Source organism: Bradyrhizobium sp. ISRA442, from assembly GCF_038085055.1.
Lineage (GTDB): Bacteria > Pseudomonadota > Alphaproteobacteria > Rhizobiales > Xanthobacteraceae > Bradyrhizobium.
The window spans coordinates 332917-359646 of record NZ_JALGCN010000008.1 but is presented as its reverse complement, the minus strand read 5'-3'; the positions used below and the strand labels follow the sequence as shown (position 1 = coordinate 359646).

The following is a 26730-nucleotide window of genomic DNA, read 5'->3' as shown; positions in this document are numbered from 1 at the left end:
TGCGCGTTGATGTGCCCTCGCCCCTTGCGGGAGAGGCCAGCGACGCTGGCAGACGCGAACTCGTTTGGGTGAGCAGCGCCTGCAATTGCGATTATACCGTCGCGCCCTGCGCCTTCGGGCGGCGCAGATGCTCATCGAGCCGCGGCATGATCTCGACGAAGTTGCAGGGGCGCGTGCGGTAGTCGAGCTGGGCGGCGAGGATGCCGTCCCAGCCGTCGCGGCAGGCGCCAGGCGAGCCAGGCAGGCAGAAGATGTAGGTCGCGCCCGCGACGCCCGCCGTGGCACGACTCTGGATCGTCGACGTGCCGATCTTGGCGTGGCTCATCAAGTGAAACGCGATCGAGAAGCCGTCCATGCGCTTCTCGAACAGAGGCTCGACCGCCTCCGGCGTCACGTCACGCCCGGTGAAACCGGTGCCGCCGGTGGTGATGACGACATCGATGCCGGCGTCTGCGATCCAGCGGCGGATCACGGCTCGGATCGTCTCGACGTCGTCGGTAACGATCTCGCGGGCGGCGAGATGATGACCGGCAGCAAGGATCCGGTCGGCCAGCGTCTGGCCGGACTTGTCGTCGGCGAGCGAGCGCGTGTCGGAGACCGTCAGCACCGCGATGTTGAGCGGGATGAATTGCTTTGACTCGTCGATGGAAACCATCGTGACCTCCTACCTTTCTGCCAATCCTCCGACGTCATCCTGAGGTGCGCGCGCCAGCGCGCCTCGAAGAATGGGCCCGGGATCATCATCCTCTAGGGCTCGCCAAGAGGCGAGCGCCTCAGGATGACGCCAACGCCAGCCTACAACGACCCGTTTCCGAACGTGTTGCAGGCTTCCACCGTGCCGCGCTGGTAGCCGGTCATGAACCAGCGCTTGCGCTGCTCGGCCGAGCCGTGGGTGAAGGAATCGGGCACGACGCGTCCCGTCGCCTGGCGCTGCAGCGTGTCGTCGCCGATCGCGCTCGCCGTGGTCAGCGCCGCGTCGATATCGCCCGGTTCCAGGAAGTTCGGACGCTTCTTCGCCTCGCGGTTGACCCAGACGCCGGACAGACAGTCGGCCTGCAGCTCCACCTTCACCTGGAGCGCATTGGCTTCAGCCTTGGAACCGACCTGCTGCTGCAGCCGCGTCACGCGCGGAATGATGCCGAGCAGGTTCTGGATGTGGTGGCCGGCTTCATGCGCGATGATGTAGGCCGTGGTGAAATTGCACGCCGACTTGCCCGAACAGCCGCGGAAGCGCGTCTCGACCTCGCGAAAGAAACCGGTATCGAGAAAGATCGTTCGGTCCGGCGGACAGTAGAACGGACCCATCGCCGACTGCGCCATGCCGCAGCGGCCACCATTGGTGGCGTTGCGGAACAGCACGATCTTCGGACCTGTGTAGGACTGGCCGCTGGCCTGGAAGATCTCGCTCCAGCGGTCGTCGATCTCGCCGAGGATGCCGGAGATCATGCTGCCCATCTCGTCGGTCGGCGCGCCGCGCTTGCCCGAGGACGCATGCCGATCGGTCTGGTAGGTCGGCGCACCGCCGCCGGAGAGGATCTCGGCGCCGCCGATCAGGATCCGCGGATCGATGCCGAAAGCGTAGCCGATCAGGCCGAGCACGATGATGGTGCCGATCCCGAGCCCGCCGCCGCCCATGGGAAGGCCGAACCCGCCGCCTCCGCCGCCGCCAAATCCACCACCTTCGTCGCGACGATCCTCGATGTCGTCGCTGCGGCGAAAGTCATCGTAACGCATGGCGGCCTTCCCTTAAGGTCCCTGATTTCGCTTCGTCGGCGCGCCGGAGCGCGAAAGTCCAACATGCGACAGACGTAGAATTTCCATTGTGTTAATCAATATCCCGCTCGGCAAAAATTGCCTAGTGCGACGGCGTGCCGGCGCCAGCAATTTTTTCCGACCTTCGTGCAATTTTTTCCGAGAGAAATTTGCAGGCGACGCGGCGGCCGCGACCCGAACGGATGCGAAATACACTGCAAAACACGGCGATTGCGCGCAACACGCCGCATGCGGCGCGCGATGCAGCGCCTGCTCACAAAAGCAGCGGGTTAAGTCGATTTTTACTTTGCGCCGTCAATGTAACGGCCAGTCGGTTGTTTGGTCCCGCGTCGCCGACAGCGTCGCCTGAGTCAGAGTTCTTGAGTCATGGTAGTGTCGCGTCGCGGGGCGTCTGCAAGGGCGCCCCGCACAAATTTTGAGTCTGCTTCGCATCACATCATCGTCGGCGATTGCGTCGCGGAGATGTCGAAGCTTCAGGCTGGCACCGTCGATCTGGTGTTCGCCGACCCCCCCTACAATCTCCAGCTCAAGGGCGATCTCAAGCGCCCCGACGAGTCGCATGTCGACGCCGTCGACGATGCCTGGGACAAGTTCGAATCGTTTTCGGCCTACGACGATTTCACCCGCGCCTGGCTGCTCGCCTGCCGCCGCGTGATGAAGCCGTCGGCGACGATCTGGGTGATCGGTTCCTATCACAACATCTTCCGCGTCGGCGCGATCATGCAGGACCTCGGCTTCTGGCTCCTGAACGACATCGTCTGGCGCAAGTCCAACCCGATGCCGAATTTCCGCGGCCGCCGCTTCACCAACGCGCACGAGACCATGATATGGGCCGCGCGCGACGAGAAGGCCAAAGGCTATACGTTCAATTACGAGGCGCTGAAGGCGGCCAACGAGGACGTGCAGGCACGTTCCGACTGGCTGATCCCGCTCTGCACCGGCGAGGAGCGTCTCAAGGACGCCGACGGCAAGAAAGTTCACCCGACGCAGAAGCCTGAGGGCCTGCTCGCGCGCGTGCTGCTATCGTCGTCGAAACCCGGCGATCTCGTGATCGATCCGTTCAACGGCACCGGCACCACCGGCGCCGTCGCCAAACGCCTCGGCCGCTCCTACATCGGCTTCGAGCGCGACAAAGTCTACGCCAAGGCCGCCGAAGCCCGCATCGACGCGGTCGAACCGCTGCCGGCGGACAGCCTCGCCCCGTTCATGACCGCGCGCGAAGCGCCGCGGGTGGCGTTCTCCGAACTGATCGAGCGCGGCATGATCATGCCCGGCACGAAACTGTTCGACGCCAAGAAGAAGCTCGGCGCGCTCGTCCGCGCCGATGGCGCCATCATGCTCGGCGACAAGGTCGGCTCGATCCACCGCATCGGCGCCGTCGCACAAGGCTCGGCCGCCTGCAACGGCTGGACCTATTGGCACGTCGAGACCAAGAAGGGCCTCAAGCTGATCGACGAGTTGCGCGCCGAGATCCGCGCCGGCATGGCGGCGGAGTAGCCTCCCTCTATATCGTCATTCCGGGTCGCGAGCACAGCGAGCGAGCCCGGAATCCATCGGGCCACGGCACAAGTGGCGGGCTCGAGGAGGCGCGCCCCGGAATGACAGGACTGGTTGAACGGCGCAGCCGCCGGGACTAGAATTAGCCCTCAGTTCTCGTCTTGATCGATCGATCCCGATGCGCCGTCAGTCCGAGACATTGCTGCTGCTGCCGCTCCTGCCGATCTTCCTCGCCGGCATGTTTCCGATGCTGCTGATCGGACTATTGGGATTTTTCGGGCTCGCTTTGTTCGGTGTGCTGCTGCTCTGCGCCGGGCTCGCCTGCGGCAACGAAGCCCACGACACCTTCCATCACGATGTCATCGTCCACGGCTACGCGCGGGGACCGGAGCGCGCTGCGCAGGCCTCCAGCATGCACGCCGCGACGCGGCTGGCGCTGTGGGTGGAGGCCATTGGCCTCACCCTCATCATCGCGGCGGTGATCGGCTTCCTCTGCGCCGGCTGATCTGCGCGGTGCGCAGACGCCGCCCGGCAAACTCGCCGGTTGTGCTGCCCCTGAGGCTTCGGCAAGAGAAGCCGCCCAGCGGCAATCACGCTGCGTTCGATCTCGGCAACAGACAGGAAAGATGCTGATGCTCAAATTCTACTTCAACGGATCGCCGAACCCGACCAAGGTCGCGCTGTTTCTGGAGGAAGCCGGACTGCCTTTCGAGCCGGTCGCGGTCGACACCCGCAAGGGCGAGCAGTTCAAGCCGGAATTCCTCAGGATCAATCCGAACGCCAAGGTGCCGGCGATCGACGATGACGGCACGTTCGTGTTCGACTCGAACGCCATCCTGCTCTACCTCGCCGAGAAGACCGGCAAATTCCTGCCCGGCCCCGCCGTCCGCGGCCAGACGCTGTCATGGCTGATGTTTGTCGCCACCGGCCTTGGGCCCTATTCGGGTCAGGCCGTGCACTTCAAGCACTTCTCGCCCAAGGACCAGGACTACGCGCATAACCGCTATCAGTTCGAAGGCCATCGCCACTACCAGATCCTCGATGATCATCTCGCCAAGCACCGCTACATGGTCGGCGATGCCTACTCCATCGTCGACATGGCGTTGTGGGGCTGGGCGCGTATGGCCGCCTTCGTGCTCGGCGAGGACGCGCCGGGCAAATATCCGAACGTCAAGCGGCTGGTCGACGAGATCTCGGCGCGTCCTGCGGCTGCGCGCGCCATCGGGCTGAAGGACAAGTTCACCTTCAAGGCCGAGATGGACGACGAGGCCCGCCGCAACATGTTCAAGCACATGGCGACAAAGGTAGCGTGATCGCGACTTCTCGTGTGGAAGGTCCACGCGCACGCGCGTGGACCTTTGTTTTCGGATGCCCGCGCTGGTCAGGCAGCGTGGACCGAGTTCAGGAACTTGCTGACCTCAAGCTTCAGACGGCTGCTGTCGGCCGATAGCGAGCGCGCCGCCGACAACACCTGCGACGAGGCCGAGCCGGTCTCGGACGCGCCGCGCTGCACGTCGCCGATGTTGGTCGAGACCCGCTGCGTGCCGTGAGCCGCCTGCTGGACGTTGCGCGAGATCTCCTGCGTCGCGGCGCCCTGCTCTTCCACGGCGGCCGCGACCGCCGACGAGATTTCCGACAGCCGCTCGATGGTGTCGCTGATCTCCCGGATCGAGCCGACCGATTCCTCCGTCGCAGTCTGGATCCCCGAGACCTGCTGGGCGATCTCGCCGGTGGCCTTCGCGGTCTGCTCGGCGAGCGCCTTGACCTCGGAGGCGACGACGGCGAAGCCGCGCCCAGCCTCGCCCGCGCGCGCCGCCTCGATGGTGGCGTTGAGCGCCAACAGATTAGTCTGTCCGGCGATCGTGCTGATGAGCTCGACCACATCGCCGATGCGCGCCGCCGCTTTGGAGAGCTCGCCGACCCGTTCGTTGGTCCTGATCGCCTGGCTGACAGCCTCGCCGGCGATGCGGGCGGATTCCTGCACCTGGCGGGCGATCTCGCTCACCGAGGAGGAGAGCTCTTCGGTCGCCGAGGCAACCGCCTGCACGTTGGCCGAAGCCTCCTGCGAGGCGGCGGCGACTTCCGTCGACAGGTCCTGAGCGCGTGATGCGGTTGCCGTCAACGTCCCAGCGGAGGCCTCCAACTCGCCGGAGGCCGACGACACGGTGTCCACGATCTCGCCGACGGCACGTTCGAACTGACCGGCGAGCTTAACCATATCGGCCTTGCGCTGCTCGGCTTGACGCGCCTCGAACTCCGCCTGCTCGCGGCGCAGGCGTTCGGTCTCGACCATGCTGTCCTTGAACACCTGGATCGCCTTGGCCATGTCCCCGATCTCGTCGGCCTTGCCGCGGCCGGGAACTTCGACCTCGAGATCGCCGCCAGCGAGCAGCCCCATCGCACGCGTCATCGAAGTCAGCGGCCCGACGATGCTGCGGGCGATCAGGAACGCGACGATGGCGCCGAACAGGATGGCAAGGCCGCCGGCGATCTCCTGAACCGACGTGGTTCCGGCGATCACGGCTTCGGCATTGGCGCGCGAGTCCCGGTAGTCCGTCTTCAAGGTGGTTTCCGCAAGCTTAAGCTTGCCGATGCTCTCGACGATGAGCGGGGCGAGGTTATTGTGGTAGATCTCGTCGGCCTGAAGCATCGCGGCGGAGGTCGTCTCGAACGCGGACTTGTAGATTCCGAGCGAGGTCTTCACCGGCGCGAGCGCGGCCCGCAGCTCCGCCGGCGGTGAGCCCTTTTCGATCGCTGCGAGCCGTTGCGCTGCCCTGTCCGCATTCGTCCTGAAATTCGCAGGTCCCTTGGTGTCGCGCAGGGCCAGAAAACGCCAGTTTGCAATTTGAACAAGAAGGATCCTGGATTCGAGGTCCGCGACGAGGGCCGCGGTGTCCTCATCGGCGGATGCGCGCGCCGCATCGACCAGCTTGCCCATCTTGACGGTCAGTTCGTCACCGCTCGGCAGCAGCGACGCCTTGCCCGTTCGCGCCTCATTGACGGCGTCGCCGAGATTGTCACGCAGGCTGCGCATTTTGGCGATGTCGTCGATGAGACCGTTGTAGAGCTTCCGCCGCTCCTCGGAGAGCGTACCCTTCGCGCCAACCTGCAATAGCTCGATCGCCGCGGCCTCCCGTTCTGCCGCCTCCCTCATCGCCGGCTCGTTCGCGTCATAAATGTATCGCAAGTTCGCCCGCTGGATGGCTTGCAGATGGGTCGATATCTCCAGTACCCGCGCGGTGCTGTCGGAAAGCGCGGATTGTCTGGCGACCTGATCCTGGACCGCCCGCAAATTCCAGACCGCGACCAAGGCCATTGTCAGGCCCACCACCGCGAGCGCTGCGAAGCCGGCGTAAAGCCGGCCCCTGATCCCTAAACGAAAGTTCAGCATTTCCACTGTCCACCCAGAAGCGCAGAGATTTGAGTGGCCGAACGATTCTGGAGATCGCAGGCGGCCGCCCCGGCAGCCACGTCTCACATATCAGGCGATTCATGCTGCGCTTCGCCACATTGATGGACACTTGTTAATTGCGCCCTTCCATTTCTTCGCGCGGGCACGCATTGGGCAGGAAAACTCTGCTGATCTTGTAATCATTTGCGCAATTGTTCGGCAGTGCAGCCCTGGGCAAGATGGCGGCGAGCGCGCCTTTCTGACCGCGCTCGCCTCGGCGATCAGACCGCGGCGCCCTCACCCGGAAAACGCCCCAGCGCCCTCTCGGTCAAAACCGAGTCGCAATACTCTCTGATCTCCTTGATCTTGCCGCCCTCTAGGCGGAACACCAGGCAATAGTCGTTGTCGTAGCGCACGCCCTCGGGCGTGACGTTGTCGCCCTTGGCCTCCACCACGACGATGTCGCCGTCGGCGATGAAGCTGTGGGCGACCGTGCGCGTCCGGTCGCGAAGCCGCGTGCGCACATAGCCGTGGAGATCGTTGAGGATCGACTCCTTACCCGAGAAGGTGCGCGACCAGGAATATTGCCCGGTCACGACCCATTTGGCGTCGTCGGCGAGGCTGGCGGTGAATAGCGCACGGTCGCGCGCGGCCGGATCGGGGTTCGCGGCGGCGGCGAAAATGTCCTGCATCAGTTTCTTGTTGGTTGCGGCGCTCATGGCAGCATCTCCGTTGGTGGGAAACACGGAGATCATCGCCGCGGGATCGAAATTCTTCAAATCGATAGCGAATATGATATCTATTCGGCTCATGAATTTGAATTCGCTTGACCTCAATCTCCTGACCGCGCTCGACGCGCTGCTGCGCGAGGCCAATGTCAGCCGCGCCGCTTTGAGGATCGGCCTGTCGCAGCCGGCGACCAGCCACGCGCTGCAGCGCCTGCGCGACATCTTCGGCGACCCGCTTCTGGTGCGCACCGGTTCGCGCATGGAGCTGACGCCGCGGGCCCAGGCGTTGCGCGCACCCCTGGTACAGGCGCTCGACCAGGTGCGCGGGCTGTTCGTGGCCGAGGACTTCGATGCGGCCCGCAGCGAGCGGCAGTTCCGCCTGATGATGCCGGATCTCGCGGTCGAGCTTCTGATGCCGCCCTTGATGGAGAAGGTCACGCGCCTTGCGCCCAATGTCCGCATCGACGTCGTGCCGTGGCGGGGGCCGGCGATCTTCCACGCCGAGTTCGCCCGCACCATCGACCTCGTGATCTCGATCGGCAACGCCTTCAAGGGATTTCACCGCCAGCTTCTCTATACCGACAGCGATGCACTGGCGGTGCGGCGCGGCCATCCCCTGGGAGCGAAGCTGAAGCGGCGCGAGACCTTCCTCGCAGCGCGCCATGTCGGCGTGATCATCCGCGGCCAGGCCGAAGACCTGATCGACACCTGGCTGCGCGCCAAGGGTATCGAGCGGCACATCGCGCTGGTCGTGTCAGGCTATCTCGAGGCGCTGCATGTCGCCGCCCGCACCGACCTCGTCGCCTTCGTGCCGCGCCGGCTGATTGCGGCCCTGTCGAAACAGCTCGGGCTAGCCGCGGTGACGCCGCCGCTCGACCCCGGCATCGACGAGCAGTTCATGTTCTATCCGACCCGCGCGCAGATGGACCCCGGCTCGATCTGGCTGAGGCGCCTGATGCTGGAGACAGGACGGGAGTTGGAGAAGAAAGCTTCGTAGGGGGTTAGCCCTGCGGCTGCGCGAAGCGCAGTCCGCTGGGCGTAACCCACCGCAGGTCTATCCGCGTGGAAGCTAAAAGAGGTGGGTTACGCTTCGCTACCGACCCTACGATCGCCGGAACGACACCGAGTTTGTTACGCCTTCTGCGCGTCCATCACCTTGCGCACGGCGGGCCGGTCGGACATCCGCTTGAAATGGTCCGCGACCTTCGACGTGGCGTTGATGTCGACACCGTCGCCTTCGAGCCAGAGCGACAGCGTGTAAAGATAGGGATCGCAGATCGTATACTGCTCGCCCATCACCCACGGCCCCCTCAACATCTTCTGCTCGATCAGGGAGAAGCAGGCGCCCATGGTCTTCGGGATCATCTGCTTCATATCGGCGAACGAGCTCTCTTCGGTCGCCCAACGTGCGCCGCGCATCTTGTGGGCATGCGCCACGTGCACGGTCGAGCAGAGATAGGAGTTGAACGACTGCACCTGCGCAAATGCAAAGGCGTCGTCGAGCGGCGCAAGCTTCGCCTTGGGAAAGGTTTGCGCGATGTAGGCGAGCATTGCCGGCGTCTCGGTGAGGACGCCGCGATCGGTCAACAGCGCCGGCACGCGGCCTTTCGGATTGATCGCGAGGTAGTCCGGGCTGTTCTGCTGGTTGGCCTTGAAGTTCAGTCGTTCGGCCGTGTAGTCGGCACCGACCTCTTCCAGGGCGATGTAGGTGGCGAGCGCGCAGGTGCCGGGGGCATAGTAGAGCTTGAACATGTCGGACCTCGTGAGAAAGGGAGAAGGTAACGGCCGCGCACCGCCGCGTCCATAGGGCTCTCTTCGCAGTTGCCCACGGCCGCCTCCTCATGCGAAGACCCGCCAATCGGAGGGGGATTTGTCATGACCGCACTCATCGCCGGTGGCGGCATCGGCGGGCTGACGCTTGCGCTCAGCCTGCACCAGATCGGCGTTCCCGCAAAAGTGTTCGAGAGCGTGGCCGAACTCCGGCCGCTCGGCGTCGGCATCAATGTGCTGCCGCATGCGGTGCGCGAGCTGATCGAGCTCGGACTGATGGACAGGCTCGATGCCAGCGGCGTGCGCACCCGCGAGCTCGCCTACTTCTCCAAGCACGGCAGGCCGATCTGGAGCGAGCCGCGCGGATTAGAGGCCGGCTACAAATGGCCGCAATTCTCGATCCATCGCGGCACCCTCCAGCAGCTCCTGCTCGACACCGCGATCGAGCGGCTCGGCCGCGACAACATCCTCACCAGCCATCATCTGACCGGCTGGAGCGAGACCGCCAACGGCGTGCGCGCCGACTTCATCGACCGGGCGACCGGCAAGCCCGCCGGCAGTTACGAAGGCGCGATCCTGATCGCAGCCGACGGCATTCATTCCGCCGCACGAGAAAAGCTCTATCCGCAGGAGGGGCCGCCGATCTGGAACGGCCGCATCCTCTGGCGCGGCGTGACGCCGGCAAAGGCGTTCCTGACCGGCCGCACCATGATCATGGCCGGCCACGAGATCCTGAAGTTTGTCTGCTATCCGATCAGCAAGGAGCCGGACGCCGCAGGCAACCACCAGATCAACTGGGTCGCCGAGCGGCACATGCCGCCGACCTATCAGTGGCGGCGCGAGGACTATAACCGCACCGCGCGCCTGGAAGAATTTTTGCCGTGGTTCGAGAGCTGGCAGTTCGATTGGCTCGACGTGACCGGCCTGATCCGGAACTGCCCGCACGCCTACGAATATCCGCTGGTCGACCGCGATCCGGTATCGCAATGGACCTTCGGCCGCGTCACGCTGATGGGCGATGCCGCGCATCCGATGTACCCGATCGGATCGAACGGCGCCTCGCAGGCGATCCTCGATGCCCGCGTCATCACCCGCGAGATCTTGGCGCACGGCCCGACGCAAGGAGCGCTAGAGGCCTATGAGGCCGAGCGCCGGCCGGCGACCACCGACCTCGTCCTGCTCAACCGCAAGAACGGCCCCGAGCAGGTGATGCAACTCGTCGAGGAGCGCGCGCCCGACGGCTACAACGTCGTCACCGACGTGCTGTCCCAGCAGGAGCTGGAGGACATCGCCGCGAATTACAAGCGCGTCGCCGGCTTCCAGGTCGAAGCGCTCAACGCCAAGCCGCCGATCGTGCCGCGGCCGGATGGAAAACGCGTGAGGGCTTAGAAGATCAAGGTTGGTGACGCACTGACGCTGCACCCTCTCCCTGTGGCCCCTGTTGGAGAGGGTCAGCCTCGCGGAACGCGAAGCTGGGGATCTGACCGGCGCCGGACTGCTGGGCCTCGTGGCGTGGATAGGTCCGATGTCACGGTTTGACCGGACCTGCCTCGTGCGGGCCTTGGACCGCCGCTTTTGAGACCCATAGCGGTCTCGATGCCCGAGTTGGAAACACGCTCAGCTTCGGCCGTACCGCATTGGTTTCATCAAATGGTCTAAAAATTTTAAGCGTGGCACGCGAAGGCTGAAGATGCCACTAAAACCATTGACTACGTCAAAATAGGTACATTGATCAGAGGTAACAACGATATTACGATACAACCGGATTTGCAGCCATTTTGGCTAGGCCGCTTTTGCGATCCGAAGACTCTTTGCTGTCAATTTGCTTCCCGACCAAATTGTAGTTTTGTTTTTTTGGGGAGAACAGAAGTGGCGTGGAGTAGAGTTCTTTGCTTTACCGATCCACTGGCGTGCCAGGCAGCCTTCCCGTATTCCGACATAGAAATACTTCCCACGACGAAAGAGTTTCGGATCGACATGACCCAGGTCGCCCTGAGCCGGCTCTGGTTGCAACGTACTCACTTATCCTCGCCAACTGTCAGCACCGCCACAAGCAAGCCTGGTCGGCGATCGATCGGCTTTCTTACCGAGTCCAATTTGTCACCCTACCATCACTGTGGAATTGAGGTCATGCCCGGTGACATCATTGACAACACGCTTGAAGCCGAGCATCGACGATGCGGCCCTGGTCTTGACTACGGCGCGATGTCCATCCCCACCGACGAGCTCGATACTGCAGTCGAAGCCATAATTGGCTGCGAGTTGATGGAAAAGTCAGAACGGCACATTTTTCGTCCACCCCCTCATTCGATGTCACGACTGCTGAAGTTACACCGGGCGATCGGACAGCTCGCATGCGACACTCCCGATATTTTGCAACTGCCGGAGGTGCTTCGCGCGCTGGAGAATGAATTCGTGCACGTCATGGTCAGATGCCTCGCCGATACGGTCGACGCAAAGACCAGCACTCGCGGCCGAGGCCATAATGCTATCATGGCGCGGTTCGAGGAGTTTCTGGAGGCAAATCCCGACCGGCCGCTCTATCTCACCGAAATCTGTGCAGCTATTGGTGTCGCGGAGCGAACGCTTCGCGCCTCCTGCGAAGAGCATCTGGGCATGGGACCGATCCGTTTTCTCACCCTCCGTCGAATGCACCTCGTGCATCGCGCGTTGCTAAGCGCGGTTCCATCGACGTCAACCGTCACGCAGATAGCTACCGACCATGGCTTTTGCGAGCTTGGCCGCTTTGCGGTGGCGTATCGCGCCGCGTTCGGAGAGTCGCCGTCCGAGACCTTGAGGCGCCCCACGCAGCAGATTGCGATCCACCTCAATCGCCCATCATCACTCGTGGCCGCTGAGGCCAACGCATAGTCTTGCAAATGGGGGCCTCTTTGCGAAGTCTGCTTGTGGGCCCTCAGCGGCGGAAATCCATGTCGGCTTACACGGCATCGTGCAGGACGGCTTCGGGTCAGAATTGGGAAGAGCTCACGTTGAGCAAAACGAGTCCGCTCCTGCTTTGAATGATGACGCGCCGCATTTGCGACGCAGCAATTGCATCGTCAGCGGGTGCGACGACCATCAATGCGTGATACGCTGTGTCCCGTCGTCCTCAAGATGCAATGAGGATCGAATGAAGCGGCGGGAGTTCATAGCGGGCACTGCGGCGCGTTCGTTTTGCCACGATATTCGCGCGCGCAAGGAAAACGCCGCCGGCTTGGTTTCCTTGCCGTAGGTGATGGCAGCGGGAAGGTCCTCAATCAAGCGCTACTCGTCCGCGCCGACGAGGTCATCGAATGATGTCGGCTTCCGGCCCCGACTAGGACCTCCGGCGATGTCCGCTGTCGCGCCGCAGTTGGAGGCATAGCGGACATCAATGCGCCTGATCCAGGCCGCCCTCATCTCAGGAGATTGGGATCACGGATGGGCATTCGCGTCATCCGACGAGCCGCCCGGCGGCCCGTCCGCCCGAATTCAGGCCCGGTAGAGCCACGGCGCGACGCCCGTTTTCCCGTTAGGCGGATCAGGCCCTAACCCGATTTCGCCTTTCACCTAGTCGTGAGTTGGGTCCGCTGCCTGCGCGGGTCTACATCAGAAGTGGGTTGATCGAGACGGTCTCTCGCGCCACGAGCGCCACAGGAGCAGGCCGACAGTGCCAGTGCCCGACGGGGCCAGCGCCGACAGTGCCAGCGTCCTTGCGGCCAGAGAAAGCGAGCATCAACCTCCGCGCCCCACGCGGCGCAAGCGCTTGCGTCCGCGAGTCGGGCGCGGTTGTTTGATAGGCCGTTTTCGTGATGATCCTGTAGGCCTTCGCGAGCCGCTTGCGGGTGGCGCGACGTGATGGCGCCTGAGCGCGCGCACCACGCCTATGTGAGCTTGTCATGAGCGAAAGCATCTCATCGGTATTGCTCGATGCGCACCGCGCAAGAAGGCAAGGTCTCAACGCTATCGCGCAGCGACAACGCGCCCGGCTTGGCGAGGCCGTCGCCTTCGCTCGCACCAACTCGCCCTATTATCGCGAGCTCTATCAGGGTCTACCGGAGCGGATTGAGAGTTCGTCCGTGCTGCCGGTGGCTAATAAGCAAGAGCTGATGCGTCATTTTGACGACTGGGTCACCGATCGCGAGGTTAGTTTCGCGGCAGTGCGGGCGTTCGTCGATAACCCTGAGCTGATCGGACAACGCCTCCTTGGCAAATATTCAGTGGCAACCACCTCGGGCACCACCGGGACACCTGGAATATTCCTGTTGGACAAGCACAATTGGACGGTCACACTTGCGTTTTCGCTGCGCATGATGATCGGCGCGCTTAGCGCCAGCGAGATATTCTGTCTCCTCGTCCGCGGCGGCCGCACGGCTTCGGTGCTGGCGATGGGGGGCCACTACATCGGTGCAGCCAGCTTTGCTGCGATCCGCGCAAATTGGTCGGCCCGACGATTCCGGGCGCTCCCGGCGCAGGCCCCGTTGCGGAATCTGGTCACCGAACTCAATCGGTTCCACCCGGCTCTGCTTATCGGATACGCCGGCGTCATGGCGCTATTGGCCGCCGAGCAGGATGCGGGTCGCCTGCATATTCGGCCGGTGCTGGTTCTTCCGACCTCGGAAGGGCTTTCGCAGGACGGATACGACCGGATCGCAAAGGCATTCCACGCCAAGGTCCGGACCGTTTACGTCGCGACGGAATGCCTGTTCATGGCTATCGGCTGTGAACACGGTTGGCATCATGTCAACAGCGATTGGGCGATTCTCGAACCCGTCGATGCGAGCTATCAGCCGGTTCCGCCCGGCGAGGAGGCGCATACGGTCCTCGTGAGCAACCTCGCCAATCGCGTGCAGCCGATCCTCCGCTACGATCTCGGCGACCGCATCCTGCAACGACCTGATCCCTGTCCTTGCGGCAACCCACTTCCGGCGATCCGCGTGCGGGGCCGCGCTGCCGACATCCTCACGTTTCCAACCGAGCGCGGCGAGAAAGTCGCAATGCCATCGCTCGCGCTTGAGATCGATCATGTACCCGGCGTGGAGCTGTTTCAGATCGTGCAGACAGCGCCGACACAATTGCGCGTTCGCCTCCATCCCGCAGCCGACGCTGACCCAAACCGGGTTTGGCGGGCGGTGCATTCCGAATTGACCAAGCTGCTGAATGAGCATGGGCTTGGTCAGGTGTCTGTTGAGTTGGCCGCCGAACCACCAGTCCCATCTTCCGCCGGAAAATACCGCACCGTCATCCCACTGGTTCTGAGTGCTTGAAGACGCCGATGGGTGGACAACGATTATCCCCTCCGCCTCAGCGCACGACCCTTGCCGCCTCGAGCAGGCGCTCACTCGCGGTTGCAGTCGCAAGCAGCGTGCCATCCTCGGCCATCAGCTTGCCCTCGACGAAGGCGATGGTCTTGCCGAGCTGCGTCACAGTCGCCTCGCCGATGATCGGCCCGGGCTTTGCGGGGCTAAGAAAGTTCACGGTCATGCTGATGGTAGTGGTGTAGAGCCGGCCTTCGCTCATCACGAGCACCGCGGGGCCCATGGTGTCGTCGAGCATGGCCGAGAGCATGCCGCCCTGGATGAAGCCGGCCGGGTTGCAGAACTCGGATTTTCCGTCAAAGGAAAGCCTGATCCAGCCCTGCTCTGGGCGAGCATCGAGCAGGCGCCATCCCAAAAGCTCGGCGCAGGGCGGCCTGGGAAAGTTATCGAGCGCGGTCTTGACCATGCGAAGCCTCCGTTGCCGCTCGCTGGTAACGCAAGCCTGCTGACAGCCTGATGTCAGCAGCATGGGCGGCTACAGGTCCAGTCCGTGCGCAATCACCTTGCGCATAACATTGGGCAGCGCTTCGCTCGCAAGGGTCGCAATCGGCACCCAGCGCATGCCGTCCGGCGCCCGCGCACGAATCTCGGCGCGCGCAGTGTAGACCACGAGCTCCAGCGGAAAATGCGTGAAGACGTGGGTGACGACGCCGAGCTTGCGCTGCCAGCGCGAAAGCCCCTTCAGCTCCGGCGCCTGCTCTTTCGCCGCCTTGTCGTCCTGGCCGGCGAGCCAGTCCGAGCCCGGCACCTCGGTCATTCCGCCGAGCAATCCCTGCTCCGGCCGGGTGCGGACGAGGAGTTCGTCGCCACGCGTGACGACGAAGGCTGCGCCGCGCCGCAACGTCCCGCTCTTCTTCGGCGCTTTGCGTGGAAACGTCTCCTGCGTTCCTTGTGCGCGCGCCGCGCAATCATCGTTGAGCGGGCAGAGCGAGCAGGCCGGCTTTTTCGGCGTGCAGATCGAAGCGCCGAGATCCATCAGCGCCTGTGCGCTGTCGCCGGCGCGAGACTTCTCGTCACCGGCGCGCGAGTCGGCAAGGAGCGTCGCTGCCAGTTGCTGGATCAGCGGCTTGGCCTGCGGGAGTTCCTCTTCGACTGCAAAGAGCCGCGACACCACCCGCTCGATATTGCCGTCGACCGGCATGGTTCGGCGATCGAACGCGATCGCTGCGATCGCGGCCGCCGTGTAGGGCCCGATCCCCGGCAGCGCGCGCAGCCCTTCCTCGGTTTCGGGAAACACGCCGCCATGATCGCGCGTCACGGCGACCGCGCAAGCGTAAAGGTTGCGTGCGCGCGAGTAATAGCCGAGCCCGGCCCACATCCGCAGCACGTCGTCGAGCGAGGCTCGCCCCAGCGCCGTGACATCCGGCCAGCGCGCGACGAATTTCTCGAAATAGGGCCCGACCGCCTTCACGGTGGTCTGCTGCAGCATGATCTCCGACAGCCAGACGCGGTAGGGATCCGCGGCATCGCCCGGCGCCGCGCGCCAAGGCAGCCTGCGGCGGTGACGGTCGTACCACGCGAGCAGCGCCAGGGGGCGTGCCAAACGTTCCGGCTCGACTGGTTCCGACTTCGCCTTTAGGGTGGCTCTGAGGTTCATGTCGCCACTGTAACGGGCTGGCGCCGATCTCTCCACGTCATGCCCGCGCTCGTCGCAGGCATCCACGTCTTTCTTCTCGCAAGGCTCCGGGATTTCTGACCGACTACACACGGTGCTATAAGGCCCCATGTCCAAACCCGGCCCTGTCATCGCAAAGCCGCTTTCGATTCTCCTCAACGACGTCTTTGCCGAGGCCTATGCCAGGCAGGGCTTTGCCGCGCGCGAGCTGGTGACGCGGTGGGCGCAGATTGCCGGGCCGGAGATCGCAGCCCACGCGGAGCCATTGAAGATGCAATGGCCGCGCCCGGTGGAGGGCCAGCCGCAGGAGCCGGCAACGCTGGTGCTGCGGGTCGAGGGGCCGATGGCGCTGGAAATTCAGCACTCCGCGGACGTCATCCTGGAGCGGGTCAACCGCTTCTTCGGCTGGAGTGCGGTCGGCAAGCTCGCTTTCCGCCAGGCCCCCCTGTCGCGGTCCCGGCGACCGGTGCGGCCCGGCCCGCCGGACCCGAAGGCGGTCGCCAAGATGGCGGAGAGCCTTACCGACATCGAAGATGAACAGTTGAAGACGGCGCTGGCGCGCCTCGGGGCCGCAATCAAGCGAAATTGAGCCTTATTGCGCCGGCAATCTGGACCCGTCCTTGCGCCTCGCCATTGCCTCAAACGACATTTCAAGCTAGCGACAGGCCGCCCGAGAAGGGAACCTTGATACGAACTTTGGGCGAGACCACGCCAACCCGGGAGCCGACCTTGATCATCACCCGCCGCGCCTTCACCACGATGCTGTCGCTGACCGGGCTCGCCGCGCTCGCCGGGCTCTCGCCGCTGCGGTTCATCTCCGAGGCCATGATCCCTGAAGCAAAGGCGCAGACCGCCGCCGATGTGGCCAAGCCGGTGTCGCTGCCCGACATGGCGCTGGGCCCGGCAGACGCCGCCGTCACCATCACCGAATACGCCTCGATGACCTGCCCGCACTGCGCCGCCTTCAACGAGCAGGTGTTCCCCAAGATCAAGAAGGAATACATCGACGCCGGCAAGGTGCGTTACATCTTCCGCGAGTTCCCGCTCGACATCAAAGCAGCCGCCGGCTCGATGCTGTCGCGCTGCATCGCCAATGGCGACGCGCCGAAATATTTTGCGGTCACCGACATGCTGTTCCGCCAGCAGAGCGACTGGGTGACGAAGAACACCACCGAGACGCTGACGCGGATCGGCAAGCAGGCCGGACTCACTCAGCAACAGGTCGAGGCCTGCCTGAAGGACCAGGCGCTGCTCGACAAGATTGCCGCAGACCAGAAATATGCCAGCGATGTGCTGAAGGTCGATTCGACGCCGACCTTCTTCATCAACGGTGAGAAGATCAAGGGCGAGGCCTCGTTCGAGGAATTCGCGAAGAAGATCAATCCGCTGCTCAAGAGCTGATTTGAGCGCTGATTCGCACGCACGAAGCCTGATTCGCGCGGCTGTCGCCGCATCATTCCCGGCACAAATCCCTTGGGAAAAGCGGCTTTCGCTGGTTGCCCTCGCGGCACGGCGCGGCCATTGTCCAGCCGCATGAGCCGCCTTACGCGACTCGTCCAGACAGCGACATTGCCTTCCATGGTATTGTCCCGGCAGGGAGATTCGCGCCCTGTCAACAGAGATGCGTGTTTATGAAGATCACTCGCCTGCGCCTTCATGGCTTCAAGTCGTTCGTTGAGCCCACCGACTTCGTGATCGAGGCCGGCCTGACCGGCGTGGTCGGACCCAACGGCTGCGGCAAGTCGAACCTCGTCGAAGCGCTGCGCTGGGCGATGGGCGAGACCTCGCACAAATCGCTGCGCGCCGCTGACATGGATGCGGTGATCTTCGCGGGCTCCGGCAACCGCCCGGCGCGCAACCACGCCGAAGTGACGATGACGATCGACAATGCCGATCGCACCGCGCCGGCGGCGATGAACGACAGCCAGCTTCTGGAGATCTCCCGCCGCATCGAACGCGAGGCGGGCTCGGTCTATCGCATCAACGGCCGCGACGTCCGCGCCCGCGACGTGCAGATCCTGTTCGCCGACGCCGCCACCGGCGCGCGGTCGCCGGCCCTCGTCCACCAGGGCAAGATCGGCGAGATCATCCAGGCCAAGCCCGAGCAGCGCCGCCGCGTGCTGGAGGACGCCGCCGGCGTCGCCGGCCTGCACGCCCGCCGCCACGAGGCCGAGCTGCGGCTGAAGGCCGCCGAAACCAATCTCACCCGCGTCGAGGACGTGATCGGCCAGCTCTCCGGCCAGATGGAAGGCCTGAAGAAGCAGGCCCGCCAGGCCGTGCGCTATCGCGAGGTCGCGGCGAAGGTCCGTAAGGCGGAGGCCACGCTGTTCCATCTGCGCTGGATCGCGGCCCATGCCGAGGTCAACGATTCCGGCCAGACCCATGATCTCGCCGTGCGCGAGATGGCCGAGCGCACCCAGCATCAGGCGGAAGCCGCCCGCATCCAGGCGATCCGGGCTGCCGAGATGCCGGCGCTGCGCGATGCGGAAGCGCGTGCCGCGGCCGGCCTGCAGCGGCTGACCAATGCCCGCGAGATGCTCGACCGCGAGGAAGAGCGCGCCAAGGAGCGCGTCGCCGAGCTCGAGCGCCGGCTGACGCAGTTCGAGGGCGATATAGCCCGCGCCCAGCAGCAGACCATGGATGCGGACGTCGCGCTGCAGCGGCTCGACACCGAAGACGCCGAGCTGAAGGAAGAGATCAAGTCGCGCGTCGAGAAGCGCTCCGGCGTCGATGAGCGCGTGTCAGAGGCTGAGGCGACGCTCGCCGAAGTCGAGCAGCAGTTCGCCGAACTCACCACCTCGCTCGCCGACCTCACTGCCAAGCGCAACCAATTAGAGGCCAACGTCCGCACCCATCGCGACAAGCTCGCCCGGCTCGACCAGGAGATCGCCAATGTCGCGGCCGAGGAGCAGAAGCTCGCGGAGGAGACCGGCGGTTTCGGCGATCTCGACGAGCTGACCGCGGCGGTCGAGAACGCGGAACAGACGCTTGCAGCTTCGGAAGCCGCTGCCCAAGCGAGCGAAGCCGCCCACGTCGCCGCGCGCCAGACGCTGGAATCCTCGCGCTCGCCGCTGAATGAGGCCGACAAGCGGGTACAGCGGCTCGAGACCGAGGCGCGCACGATCTCCAAGATCGTCAACGGCGAGACCAAGAACCTGTGGCCGCCGATCATCGACGGCATCACCGTCGACAAGGGCTTTGAAAAGGCGATCGGCGCCGCGCTTGGCGACGATCTCGATGCGCCGGTCGATCCGTCGGCGCCGATGCGCTGGACCAATGCCGGCGTCACCGAAGGCGATCCGGCGCTGCCCGACGGCGTCGTGCCGCTCGCCAACCATGTGCAGGCGCCAGCCGAACTGGCGCGCCGCCTGGCGCAGATCGGCGTGGTGCCGCGCGAGCGCGGCGCCGAGCTGGTGTCGCAGCTCAAGACCGGCCAGCGGCTGGTCTCGCCCGAAGGCGACGTCTGGCGTTGGGACGGCTTTGTCGCGGCGGCTCACGCGCCGACCGGCGCCGCGCGGCGTCTTGCCGAACGCGCGCGCCTCGTCGACATCGAGAACGAGCTGGAGCAGGCCCGTATCGATGCGCAGATCAAGCGTCAGGCGCTGGAGAATGCCGAAGCCGAATTGCAGATGGCCGCGAGCACCGAAGGCGCCTCGCGCGAAGCCTGGCGCGCCGCGCAGCGCGAGCTCAACGCCGCGCGCGAGCGCCATGCCACGACCGAACGCGAGATCAATCGTCACTCCGCCCGCAAGTCGGCGCTCATCGAAGCGCACAGCCGCCTTGCGGCCGATCGCGCCGAGGCCGAAGCCGCACACGAATATGCCGCGGCCGCGATCACCGAGCTGCCGTCGAGCGAAGACACCGAAACCCGGCTCGCCGCCGTCCGCAGCGACATCGAGGGCCATCGCCGCATGGCTGCCCAGGTCCGCGCCGAGGCGCAGGCGCTGGCGCGCGAGGCCGAGCTCGCCGACCGCCGCGTGCAGGCGATCCTCGCCGAGCGCACCGAGTGGCAGAACCGCAAGGGCAGCGCAGCCTCCCACATCGACACCATCCAGGCCCGCATCACCGAAGTCTCGATCGAGCGCAGCGATCTCGAAAACGCGCCGGCCGTGTTCGCCGAGAAGCGCAGCGCGCTGATCACCGAGATCGAATATGCCGAGAACGACCGCCGCATCGCCGCCGACGCGCTCGCCGCCGCGGAAACCGCGATGGCGGAGACGGATCGTGTCGCGAAGTTGACGCTCGAGGCGCTGTCGAGCTCGCGTGAGGCCACCGCCCGCGCCGAGGAGCGCATGGAAGGCGCACGGCGCCGACTCGAGGACATCGAGCGCGAAATCCGCGACATGCTGGAAGTCGAGCCGCAGGCCGTCGCCGGCCTCGCCGAGATCGAGCCCGGTGCCGAGCTGCCGCCGCTGCACGAGATCGAGGAAGATCTCGAAAAGATGCGCCGCGACCGCGAGCGCCTGGGCGCGGTCAACCTGCGCGCCGAGGAAGAGCTGCGCGAAGTCGAGGGCCAGCACACCGGCCTCGTTACCGAGCGCGACGACCTCGTCGAGGCCATCAAGCGGCTGCGCCAGGGCATCCAGAGCCTCAACAAGGAAGCCCGCGAGCGGCTCCTCACCTCGTTCGAGGTGGTCAACAACCACTTCAAGCGCCTGTTCGTCGAGCTGTTCGGCGGCGGCGAGGCGGCGCTGCACCTGATCGAGAGCGACGATCCGCTGGAGGCCGGCCTCGAGATCATCGCAAAGCCCCCGGGCAAGAAGCCGCAGACGCTGTCGCTGCTCTCGGGCGGCGAGCAGGCGCTGACGGCGATGGCGTTGATCTTCGCCGTGTTCCTCACCAACCCCTCGCCGATCTGCGTGCTGGACGAAGTCGACGCACCGCTGGACGATCACAACGTCGAGCGCTACTGCAACCTCTTGCACGAGATGACCGGCTCGACCGACACGCGCTTCATCATCATCACGCACAACCCGATCACCATGGCGCGGATGAACCGGCTGTTCGGCGTCACCATGGCCGAGCGCGGCGTCTCGCAGCTCGTGTCGGTGAGCCTGCAAGAGGCGGTGGAGATCCTCGATCAGAACGTGGCGTGAGACTGCGGTCGCTCCACAACCATTGACGTCATCATCCGCCCAGGCGGATGATCCAGTACGCTGCGGCTTCTCCTCAATTGACCGGCGCTGCCTCGGAGTACTGGATGCCCCGCCTGCACAGGGCATGACGGTGGAAAATGATCTCGCCCACGCTTCCCGCTGAACTGAAAGCCGCGCTCGACGGCAAGCTCCAGGGCTTTTCCCGCAGCGATGCGGCACGACGGTCGTCGCAGATCTCCAGCACCTATCGCGCGGGCGGCGGCTCGGGCACGATCAAGTCCGAGGCCGATGCGCTCGCCTACGCGCTGGCGCGGATGCCGGCGACCTACGCCGCCGTCGCCGCAAGCCTGAACGCGCTGACCGCGATCGTGCCGGACTTGGCTCCCGAAATCCTGCTCGACGTCGGCGCAGGCCCGGGCACTGCGAGCTGGGCCGCTGCGGAGGCCTTTCCTTCACTGCAAGACTTCACCCTGCTCGATGCCAACGCCACGCTAAGCCGGCTGGCGCTCGAGCTCGCCGGCGACAGCGCGCGTCTGGCGGATTGCCGCTACCTGTCGGGCGACGCCGGAACCAACCTCGCAGAGGTCCCGCCCGCCGACATCGTCATCGCCAGCTACGTCATTGGCGAGCTCGCTGAGAGCGATCAGCGTGCGCTTACGGAAGCCATGTGGGCAAAGGCGCGCCATGCGCTGGTCGTGATCGAGCCCGGCACGCCGGCCGGCTACGCCCGCATCCTCGCGCTGCGCCAGCACCTGATCACGGCAGGCGCCTATGTCGCGGCTCCTTGCCCGCACGAAAAGCCTTGTCCGCTCACCGCGCCCGACTGGTGCCATTTCTCCCAACGCCTGCCGCGCTCGCAGGCGCACCGGCAGATCAAGGGCGCCGAGGTGCCGTTCGAGGACGAGCGGTTCATCTACGTGGCACTGACCCGCGCGCCGCCCGCGGGGCGCGCCACACGCGTACTGGCGCCGCCTGACGTCGGCAAGGCCGAGATCACGGCAAAGCTCTGCACTCCAAACGGCCTTGCCATCACGAAGGTGCCGCGGCGCGACAAGGCCGCTTATGCGAGCGCCCGGCGCTGGCGCTGGGGCGATGGCGTCATGTCCGAAAGTTAACGCCGTTCTGCGCTTTTTCCATTGAACTCGGACGGGTCCACGTCCGACCAAGGCTTACCTCCCCTCCGCGCCGGCCTGCCGTCCGGCGCCGTTTTGGTTTACCCTGCCCGCCTCAATCCCCTTCAGGAGTTCTCCATGTCGACCGGCTGGATCGTTCTCGGCGTTATCGTCGTCCTCGTGCTGTTCGCCTTCGGCGCCTACAACCGGCTTGTGACGCTGAGCCAGCGCGTCGGCCAGGCCTTTGCCGACATCGACGTGCAGCTCAAGCAGCGCCACGACCTGATCCCGAACCTAGTCGAGACAGTGAAGGGCTACGCAGCGCATGAGCGCGGCACGCTGGACGACGTCATCAAGGCGCGCAATTCGGCGATGTCGGCGCAGGGGCCGGCGCAGGTCTCCGCGGCCGAGAACCAGCTCTCCGGCGCACTCGGCCGGCTGATCGCGCTGTCGGAGGCCTATCCGGACCTCAAGGCCAATGCCAATTTCCAGCAGCTCGCCGCCGAGCTCTCCGACCTCGAGAACAAGATCGCGGCGAGCCGCCGCTTCTTCAACAACGCGGTGCAGGAGTACAACACCGGCATCCAGCAGATGCCCGCCGCGCTGTTCGCCGGCATGTTCGGCTTCACGCGCAAGGATTTCTTCGATCTCGGCGCAAGCCGTACCGAGGTCGAGGCGACGCCGCAGGTGAAGTTCTGATTGCCCGGGTGGCCCGCACTCCTTCTCACATTCTCACATTCGTCATTGCGCAAGTGCGCAATGGAGCGCGTCGGTGACGCGAACCCGGACTCTCGATCGAGACACTAAGCTCCAGATTCCGGGTTCACGCCGCTAGCGTGCCCCCGATTGAGAGGAGCTAACGGAAACAGCCATGGCTGCGTATGGTCTCTACACGCATATCGCCTCGAACAAGTTCCGTTCGATACTGCTGCTCGCCGGCCTGTTCCTGCTGTTCTACGTGCTGGTCTTCGCCGGCGCGCTGGTTGCCGAAGTCGTCCTCGACAGCAATCGGACCGTCAGTTTCTACCTCAGCCGCGCGTTCCACGACTTGATCGTCGCCTCGCCCTTCGCAACGATCGCGGCGATTGCGTGGATCGTGATTGCCTACTTCTTCCACCAGTCGATGATCGACGCGGTGACCGGCGGCCATAGCGTGACTCGCCAGGAGCAGCCGCGGCTCTACAATCTCCTCGAAAATCTCTGCATCTCGCGCGGCATCACGATGCCGAAGCTGAAGATCATGGAGAGCCCGGCGCTGAACGCCTTCGCGACCGGCCTCAATCCGCGGCAATATGCGATCACCGTCACCACGGGTCTCCTCAAAGCGCTGAACGACCAGGAGATCGAGGCGGTGCTGGGTCACGAGCTGACCCACATCAGGAACGGCGACGTGCAGCTCATGGTCGTCGCCGTCATCATCGCCGGCGTGGTCGGCTTCTTCGGCGAACTGTTCTTCCGCCTGTTCACGAGCTTCGACTGGAGCCCGAGCTCCGGCGGCTCATGGTCATCGGGCTCATCCTCCTCGTCGCGCTCGTCCTCGTCATCGAGCGACAGAAAGAGTTCCGGCGGCGGCGCGGTGATCGTCATCATCATCGCGGTGGCGCTGATCGTGCTGGCCTGGCTGTTGTCGCAGGTGGTGAAGCTCGCGCTGTCGCGTTCGCGCGAATTTCTCGCCGACGCCGGTTCGGTGGAGCTGACGAAGAATCCCGACGCGATGATCACGGCGCTGCGCAAGATCGAAGGCCGCGGCGAATTGCCGGGCGCGACCTCGGCGGTGATGGAGCTCTGCGTCGACAATCCCCGCGAGGGTTTTGCCGACCTGTTCGCGACCCACCCGTCGGTCAAGTCCCGGGTCGACGCGCTGATCAAGTTTGCCGGCGGCCATGACCCCGGCCGGCTGCGGACGCTTACCGCCGAGGCCGAAGAGCCCGAGGCCCAGGCCGACCAGAAGGACGCCTCGCCGTCGCCGACAGGTCCGTGGAACGATTCCGGCAAGCCAACCGCGGCTGCGCCGGGCCCCGCACCCGGCCCGTCCGGAACCGCTGTCGGCAATCCAGTGGGTCCTTGGGGCCGGCATTGAGCCGAGATTTCCCCTCTTATCCCGGCCGATCTCCGGCGGATTCACAGCGATTGGGAAAAACTCAGGGATTTGCGACAACACTGCTGCAAAGAATTGAATTCTCCCTCGTTTCTGCCATGTTCGCGCCCAACAACAGACAAGGGGCCTTACCGATCGCGTTCAAGCGATCGGCGGGCACGCGTTAGGGGACAGCAATGGCAAAGCCGGCAGTGGTTGTGGTGGGCGCGGACAAGGGCGGGGTCGGCAAGACCACGGTGTCGCGTACCTTGCTCGATTATTTTTCCGCCAACAACGTGCCGACGCGCGCGTTCGACACGGAGTCGCCGCGTGGCACGCTGAAGCGCTTCCACCCGGAGATCACCGAGATCGTCGACATGATGACGACGGCCGACCAGATGAAGATCTTCGACACGCTCAACGCGGCGAGCCCGTCGGTGACCGTGATCGACGTCCGCGCCGGCCTGCTCTCGCCGGCGCTGGCCTCGCTGCGCGATATCGGTTTCCTGGACGCGGCCAAGGCGGGCCAGATCACCTTCGCAGTGTTCCACATCCTCGGCCCCTCGATCGCCTCGCTGGACGAGATCGCGGAGACCGCGGGCTTCATGACCGGCGCAAAGTATTTCCTGGTGAAGAACTTCATCAACGACACCCAGTTCTTCCAGTGGGACCAGTCGACCTACAATTCCTATTTCCACCGCATCAAGGACGCCACCGAGCTGACCATCCCCAAGCTCAACGAAATGGCCTATGAGCAGGTCGAGGTTTCGTCCGTTCCGTTCCTGAAGTTCGTTGCCAACAAGGGGATGAACGACGAGGCCGCAAACTACTCCTTCGTGCTGCGCGGCTATGTCCGGCATTGGCTGGCGAACGTCTGGAGCGAATTCGACCGCATCCGGCTGACCGATATCGTCGGCTCCAAGCCCGCGGCCCGCAGCAGCGAAAAATAGTTGCACAACACGGGTGGATGCGGCTGGATTGGGCGGTGAATTCGACTGATATAGCTGTCGATGCCCGCGACGCCCGTCTACATCATCTGCTCGCCCCGCCCGCAGGTCGGCAAGACCCTGCTGGCGCGGCTATTGAGCGAATTCCTGCTGCTCAAGAACGGCGATGTCGCGGCCTTCGACGTCAATCTGAAGGAACCGTCGCTGCTCGATTACCTGCCGAAGATCACCGAGACGGCCGACGTCATCGACACCTACGGCAAGATGCAGCTCATGGACCGCGTCATCGTCGATGATGGCCTCGCCAAGGTGATCGACCTCGGCTTCCACGCCTTTGACGAGTTCTTCAAGATGACCGACGAGATCGGCCTGTTGAAGGAGGCCGCGCGCCGCCACGTCGCGCCCATGATCCTGTTGGTTGCCGACACCGACCGCGTCTCGGCGCGGGCCCATGAGATGCTGCGCGGCCAAATCCCGCGGATCAACCTGATCACGGTGGACAACGAATATGTCGTGCGCGGCGAGCTGCCGCCCGCGATGGAAGGCGGCCGGCTGTTCCGCCTGCCGGCCCTGCCCGGCTTCCTGAAGACCTATATCGATCGGCTGACCTTCTCCTTCACCGGCTATCTGCGCCAGGAGAAGGATTCGTCCACCGAGTTGCACCAGTGGATTCGGCGAAACTATCTCGCCTTCCGGGAGCTCGAGCTCAGCCTGATCCTGCAGCGGTCCCAAGTACGATGACGTCTGGTCCGACGACCTCGGTCTTTACTTCTCCCCAGCCGGGAGAGGTGAACCGAGTTCTGCGGCCGAGAGCGAATGAATTTACCCGGGCAATATCGTGGCCGCCCGTGTCTCGCTCAGTGCCCCTCGAACGTCATCAGCGTGCGGACCGGCACGTCCATGGCGCGCAGCTTGGCGGCGCCGCCGAGCTCGGGCAGGTCGATGATGAAGCAGGCGGCGACCACATTGGCACCGATCTGCCGGAGCAGCTTCACCGCGCCCTCCGCGGTGCCGCCGGTGGCAATGAGATCGTCGACCAGGATCACGCGCTCGCCGGGCGCGACGGCATCGACATGCATCTCCATCTCGTCAATGCCGTACTCCAACGAATAGGCGATGCGCACGGTGGTGTGCGGCAGCTTGCCCTTCTTGCGGATCGGCACGAAGCCGGCGGAGAGCTGGTGCGCCACCGCGCCGCCGAGGATGAAGCCGCGCGCCTCCATGCCGGCGACCTTGTCGATCTTGTTGCCGGCCCAGGGATGCACGAGCTGGTCGACCGCGCGGCGGAAGGCGCGCGCGTCGGCGAGCAGCGTGGTGATGTCGCGGAACATGATCCCCGGCTTGGGATAGTCGGGAATCGTGCGGACGCTGGCCTTCAGATCGTGGTCAAAAGTCATTGGTGTCTCACTTTAGACTTCATACTGTCA

24 protein-coding genes are annotated in these 26730 nt (G+C 64.7%); 15 read left to right on the top strand and 9 right to left on the bottom strand.

The window, feature by feature from the left end; all coding sequences use genetic code 11:
• Positions 1-91: 91 nt before the first annotated feature.
• Positions 92-655, bottom strand: coding sequence for a molybdenum cofactor biosynthesis protein B (gene moaB / locus MTR72_RS19785; RefSeq protein WP_280965457.1), 564 nt, complete (start codon positions 653-655; stop codon positions 92-94).
• Between the two features lie 140 nt (positions 656-795).
• Positions 796-1734 carry a KPN_02809 family neutral zinc metallopeptidase gene (gene ypfJ, locus MTR72_RS19780; RefSeq protein WP_280965458.1) on the bottom strand — a complete coding sequence of 313 codons (939 nt, stop codon included), beginning with the start codon at positions 1732-1734 and terminating at the stop codon, positions 796-798.
• Positions 1735-2139: 405 nt separating this feature from the next.
• On the opposite strand from ypfJ, the gene MTR72_RS19775 reads away from it, so the two are divergent.
• The 3 genes from MTR72_RS19775 (at position 2140) to MTR72_RS19765 (ending at position 4583) form a co-directional block, all read left to right on the top strand.
• Complete coding sequence (locus tag MTR72_RS19775) at positions 2140-3270, top strand: site-specific DNA-methyltransferase (protein WP_280965459.1); 1131 nt, start codon at positions 2140-2142, stop codon at positions 3268-3270.
• 178 nt (positions 3271-3448) lie between these two features.
• Positions 3449-3775, top strand: coding sequence for a hypothetical protein (locus MTR72_RS19770; RefSeq protein WP_280965460.1), 327 nt, complete (start codon positions 3449-3451; stop codon positions 3773-3775).
• 127 nt (positions 3776-3902) lie between these two features.
• Entirely contained in the window at positions 3903-4583 is a 681-nt protein-coding gene (locus tag MTR72_RS19765; RefSeq protein ID WP_280965461.1) for a glutathione S-transferase family protein, read from the top strand.
• A 68-nt stretch (positions 4584-4651) separates the two neighbouring features.
• On the opposite strand, the gene MTR72_RS19760 is transcribed toward MTR72_RS19765, so the two are convergent.
• Together MTR72_RS19760 and MTR72_RS19755 are read right to left on the bottom strand one after the other, a co-directional pair.
• Entirely contained in the window at positions 4652-6661 is a 2010-nt protein-coding gene (locus MTR72_RS19760) for a methyl-accepting chemotaxis protein (RefSeq protein ID WP_341510851.1), read from the bottom strand.
• A gap of 281 nt (positions 6662-6942) precedes the next feature.
• Positions 6943-7380 (bottom strand): nuclear transport factor 2 family protein, encoded by a 438-nt coding sequence (locus MTR72_RS19755; protein ID WP_280965463.1) that lies wholly within the window; start codon positions 7378-7380, stop codon positions 6943-6945.
• Positions 7381-7471: 91 nt separating this feature from the next.
• Here MTR72_RS19755 and MTR72_RS19750 point away from each other — a divergent pair, with 91 nt between their 5' ends.
• Positions 7472-8386, top strand: a complete 915-nt coding sequence (locus MTR72_RS19750; protein ID WP_280965464.1) for a LysR family transcriptional regulator — start codon at positions 7472-7474, stop codon at positions 8384-8386.
• 134 nt (positions 8387-8520) lie between these two features.
• On the opposite strand, the gene MTR72_RS19745 is transcribed toward MTR72_RS19750, so the two are convergent.
• Positions 8521-9141 (bottom strand): glutathione S-transferase family protein, encoded by a 621-nt coding sequence (locus tag MTR72_RS19745; RefSeq protein WP_280965465.1) that lies wholly within the window; start codon positions 9139-9141, stop codon positions 8521-8523.
• Positions 9142-9264: 123 nt separating this feature from the next.
• Here MTR72_RS19745 and MTR72_RS19740 point away from each other — a divergent pair, with 123 nt between their 5' ends.
• Together MTR72_RS19740 and MTR72_RS19735 are read left to right on the top strand one after the other, a co-directional pair.
• On the top strand, positions 9265-10548 hold the full coding sequence (locus MTR72_RS19740) for a flavin-dependent oxidoreductase (RefSeq protein WP_341510850.1): 1284 nt from the start codon (positions 9265-9267) through the stop codon (positions 10546-10548).
• Positions 10549-11289: 741 nt separating this feature from the next.
• Positions 11290-12030 carry an AraC family transcriptional regulator gene (locus tag MTR72_RS19735; protein WP_341510849.1) on the top strand — a complete coding sequence of 247 codons (741 nt, stop codon included), beginning with the start codon at positions 11290-11292 and terminating at the stop codon, positions 12028-12030.
• Between the two features lie 207 nt (positions 12031-12237).
• On the opposite strand, the gene MTR72_RS19730 is transcribed toward MTR72_RS19735, so the two are convergent.
• Positions 12238-12420, bottom strand: coding sequence for a hypothetical protein (locus MTR72_RS19730; RefSeq protein ID WP_280965468.1), 183 nt, complete (start codon positions 12418-12420; stop codon positions 12238-12240).
• Between the two features lie 617 nt (positions 12421-13037).
• Here MTR72_RS19730 and MTR72_RS19725 point away from each other — a divergent pair.
• A complete protein-coding gene (locus MTR72_RS19725) occupies positions 13038-14405 on the top strand; it encodes a phenylacetate--CoA ligase family protein (protein ID WP_341510848.1) in 1368 nt (455 codons plus the stop codon).
• Between the two features lie 37 nt (positions 14406-14442).
• Here the strand turns inward: MTR72_RS19725 and MTR72_RS19720 are convergent, their stop codons facing one another.
• Both MTR72_RS19720 and mutY read right to left on the bottom strand, forming a co-directional pair.
• Positions 14443-14862, bottom strand: coding sequence for a PaaI family thioesterase (locus MTR72_RS19720; protein ID WP_280965470.1), 420 nt, complete (start codon positions 14860-14862; stop codon positions 14443-14445).
• Positions 14863-14931: 69 nt separating this feature from the next.
• The gene (gene mutY, locus MTR72_RS19715; RefSeq protein WP_280965471.1) at positions 14932-16053 is read right to left on the bottom strand and encodes an A/G-specific adenine glycosylase; all 1122 of its coding nucleotides are present in this window, start codon (positions 16051-16053) and stop codon (positions 14932-14934) included.
• A gap of 127 nt (positions 16054-16180) precedes the next feature.
• On the opposite strand from mutY, the gene MTR72_RS19710 reads away from it, so the two are divergent.
• From MTR72_RS19710 to MTR72_RS19675, 8 genes are all read left to right on the top strand, one after another.
• On the top strand, positions 16181-16660 hold the full coding sequence (locus MTR72_RS19710) for a DUF721 domain-containing protein (protein WP_280965472.1): 480 nt from the start codon (positions 16181-16183) through the stop codon (positions 16658-16660).
• Between the two features lie 140 nt (positions 16661-16800).
• Positions 16801-17472 (top strand): DsbA family protein, encoded by a 672-nt coding sequence (locus MTR72_RS19705; protein ID WP_280971049.1) that lies wholly within the window; start codon positions 16801-16803, stop codon positions 17470-17472.
• Positions 17473-17702: 230 nt separating this feature from the next.
• The gene (gene smc, locus MTR72_RS19700) at positions 17703-21167 is read left to right on the top strand and encodes a chromosome segregation protein SMC (RefSeq protein ID WP_280965473.1); all 3465 of its coding nucleotides are present in this window, start codon (positions 17703-17705) and stop codon (positions 21165-21167) included.
• A 137-nt stretch (positions 21168-21304) separates the two neighbouring features.
• Positions 21305-22282 carry a small ribosomal subunit Rsm22 family protein gene (locus MTR72_RS19695; RefSeq protein WP_280965474.1) on the top strand — a complete coding sequence of 326 codons (978 nt, stop codon included), beginning with the start codon at positions 21305-21307 and terminating at the stop codon, positions 22280-22282.
• 135 nt (positions 22283-22417) lie between these two features.
• A complete protein-coding gene (locus tag MTR72_RS19690; RefSeq protein WP_280965475.1) occupies positions 22418-22978 on the top strand; it encodes a LemA family protein in 561 nt (186 codons plus the stop codon).
• 172 nt (positions 22979-23150) lie between these two features.
• Positions 23151-24359: a M48 family metallopeptidase gene (locus tag MTR72_RS19685; protein ID WP_280965476.1), complete on the top strand. Its 1209-nt coding sequence runs from the start codon at positions 23151-23153 to the stop codon at positions 24357-24359.
• Positions 24360-24553: 194 nt separating this feature from the next.
• Entirely contained in the window at positions 24554-25306 is a 753-nt protein-coding gene (locus MTR72_RS19680) for a hypothetical protein (RefSeq protein ID WP_027553825.1), read from the top strand.
• A 60-nt stretch (positions 25307-25366) separates the two neighbouring features.
• Positions 25367-26044 (top strand): hypothetical protein, encoded by a 678-nt coding sequence (locus tag MTR72_RS19675; protein ID WP_341510847.1) that lies wholly within the window; start codon positions 25367-25369, stop codon positions 26042-26044.
• Between the two features lie 116 nt (positions 26045-26160).
• On the opposite strand, the gene MTR72_RS19670 is transcribed toward MTR72_RS19675, so the two are convergent.
• Positions 26161-26700 (bottom strand): adenine phosphoribosyltransferase, encoded by a 540-nt coding sequence (locus MTR72_RS19670; protein ID WP_280965478.1) that lies wholly within the window; start codon positions 26698-26700, stop codon positions 26161-26163.
• Positions 26701-26730: the final 30 nt, after the last annotated feature.

Coding starts and splice junctions, on each gene's coding strand:
- MTR72_RS19770 (WP_280965460.1), top strand. CDS start 3,449: ATGCGCCGTCAGTCCGAGACATTGCTGCTGCTGCCGCTCCTGCCGATC.
- MTR72_RS19685 (WP_280965476.1), top strand. CDS start 23,151: ATGGCTGCGTATGGTCTCTACACGCATATCGCCTCGAACAAGTTCCGT.
- MTR72_RS19670 (WP_280965478.1), bottom strand. CDS start 26,700: ATGACTTTTGACCACGATCTGAAGGCCAGCGTCCGCACGATTCCCGAC.
- smc (WP_280965473.1), top strand. CDS start 17,703: ATGAAGATCACTCGCCTGCGCCTTCATGGCTTCAAGTCGTTCGTTGAG.
- MTR72_RS19765 (WP_280965461.1), top strand. CDS start 3,903: ATGCTCAAATTCTACTTCAACGGATCGCCGAACCCGACCAAGGTCGCG.
- MTR72_RS19745 (WP_280965465.1), bottom strand. CDS start 9,141: ATGTTCAAGCTCTACTATGCCCCCGGCACCTGCGCGCTCGCCACCTAC.
- MTR72_RS19735 (WP_341510849.1), top strand. CDS start 11,290: ATGCCCGGTGACATCATTGACAACACGCTTGAAGCCGAGCATCGACGA.
- MTR72_RS19725 (WP_341510848.1), top strand. CDS start 13,038: ATGAGCGAAAGCATCTCATCGGTATTGCTCGATGCGCACCGCGCAAGA.
- MTR72_RS19755 (WP_280965463.1), bottom strand. CDS start 7,380: ATGAGCGCCGCAACCAACAAGAAACTGATGCAGGACATTTTCGCCGCC.
- MTR72_RS19720 (WP_280965470.1), bottom strand. CDS start 14,862: ATGGTCAAGACCGCGCTCGATAACTTTCCCAGGCCGCCCTGCGCCGAG.
- MTR72_RS19760 (WP_341510851.1), bottom strand. CDS start 6,661: ATGCTGAACTTTCGTTTAGGGATCAGGGGCCGGCTTTACGCCGGCTTC.
- MTR72_RS19680 (WP_027553825.1), top strand. CDS start 24,554: ATGGCAAAGCCGGCAGTGGTTGTGGTGGGCGCGGACAAGGGCGGGGTC.
- MTR72_RS19690 (WP_280965475.1), top strand. CDS start 22,418: ATGTCGACCGGCTGGATCGTTCTCGGCGTTATCGTCGTCCTCGTGCTG.
- MTR72_RS19750 (WP_280965464.1), top strand. CDS start 7,472: ATGAATTTGAATTCGCTTGACCTCAATCTCCTGACCGCGCTCGACGCG.
- MTR72_RS19740 (WP_341510850.1), top strand. CDS start 9,265: ATGACCGCACTCATCGCCGGTGGCGGCATCGGCGGGCTGACGCTTGCG.
- moaB (WP_280965457.1), bottom strand. CDS start 655: ATGGTTTCCATCGACGAGTCAAAGCAATTCATCCCGCTCAACATCGCG.
- ypfJ (WP_280965458.1), bottom strand. CDS start 1,734: ATGCGTTACGATGACTTTCGCCGCAGCGACGACATCGAGGATCGTCGC.
- MTR72_RS19675 (WP_341510847.1), top strand. CDS start 25,367: ATGCCCGCGACGCCCGTCTACATCATCTGCTCGCCCCGCCCGCAGGTC.
- MTR72_RS19710 (WP_280965472.1), top strand. CDS start 16,181: ATGTCCAAACCCGGCCCTGTCATCGCAAAGCCGCTTTCGATTCTCCTC.
- MTR72_RS19775 (WP_280965459.1), top strand. CDS start 2,140: ATGGTAGTGTCGCGTCGCGGGGCGTCTGCAAGGGCGCCCCGCACAAAT.
- mutY (WP_280965471.1), bottom strand. CDS start 16,053: ATGAACCTCAGAGCCACCCTAAAGGCGAAGTCGGAACCAGTCGAGCCG.
- MTR72_RS19695 (WP_280965474.1), top strand. CDS start 21,305: ATGATCTCGCCCACGCTTCCCGCTGAACTGAAAGCCGCGCTCGACGGC.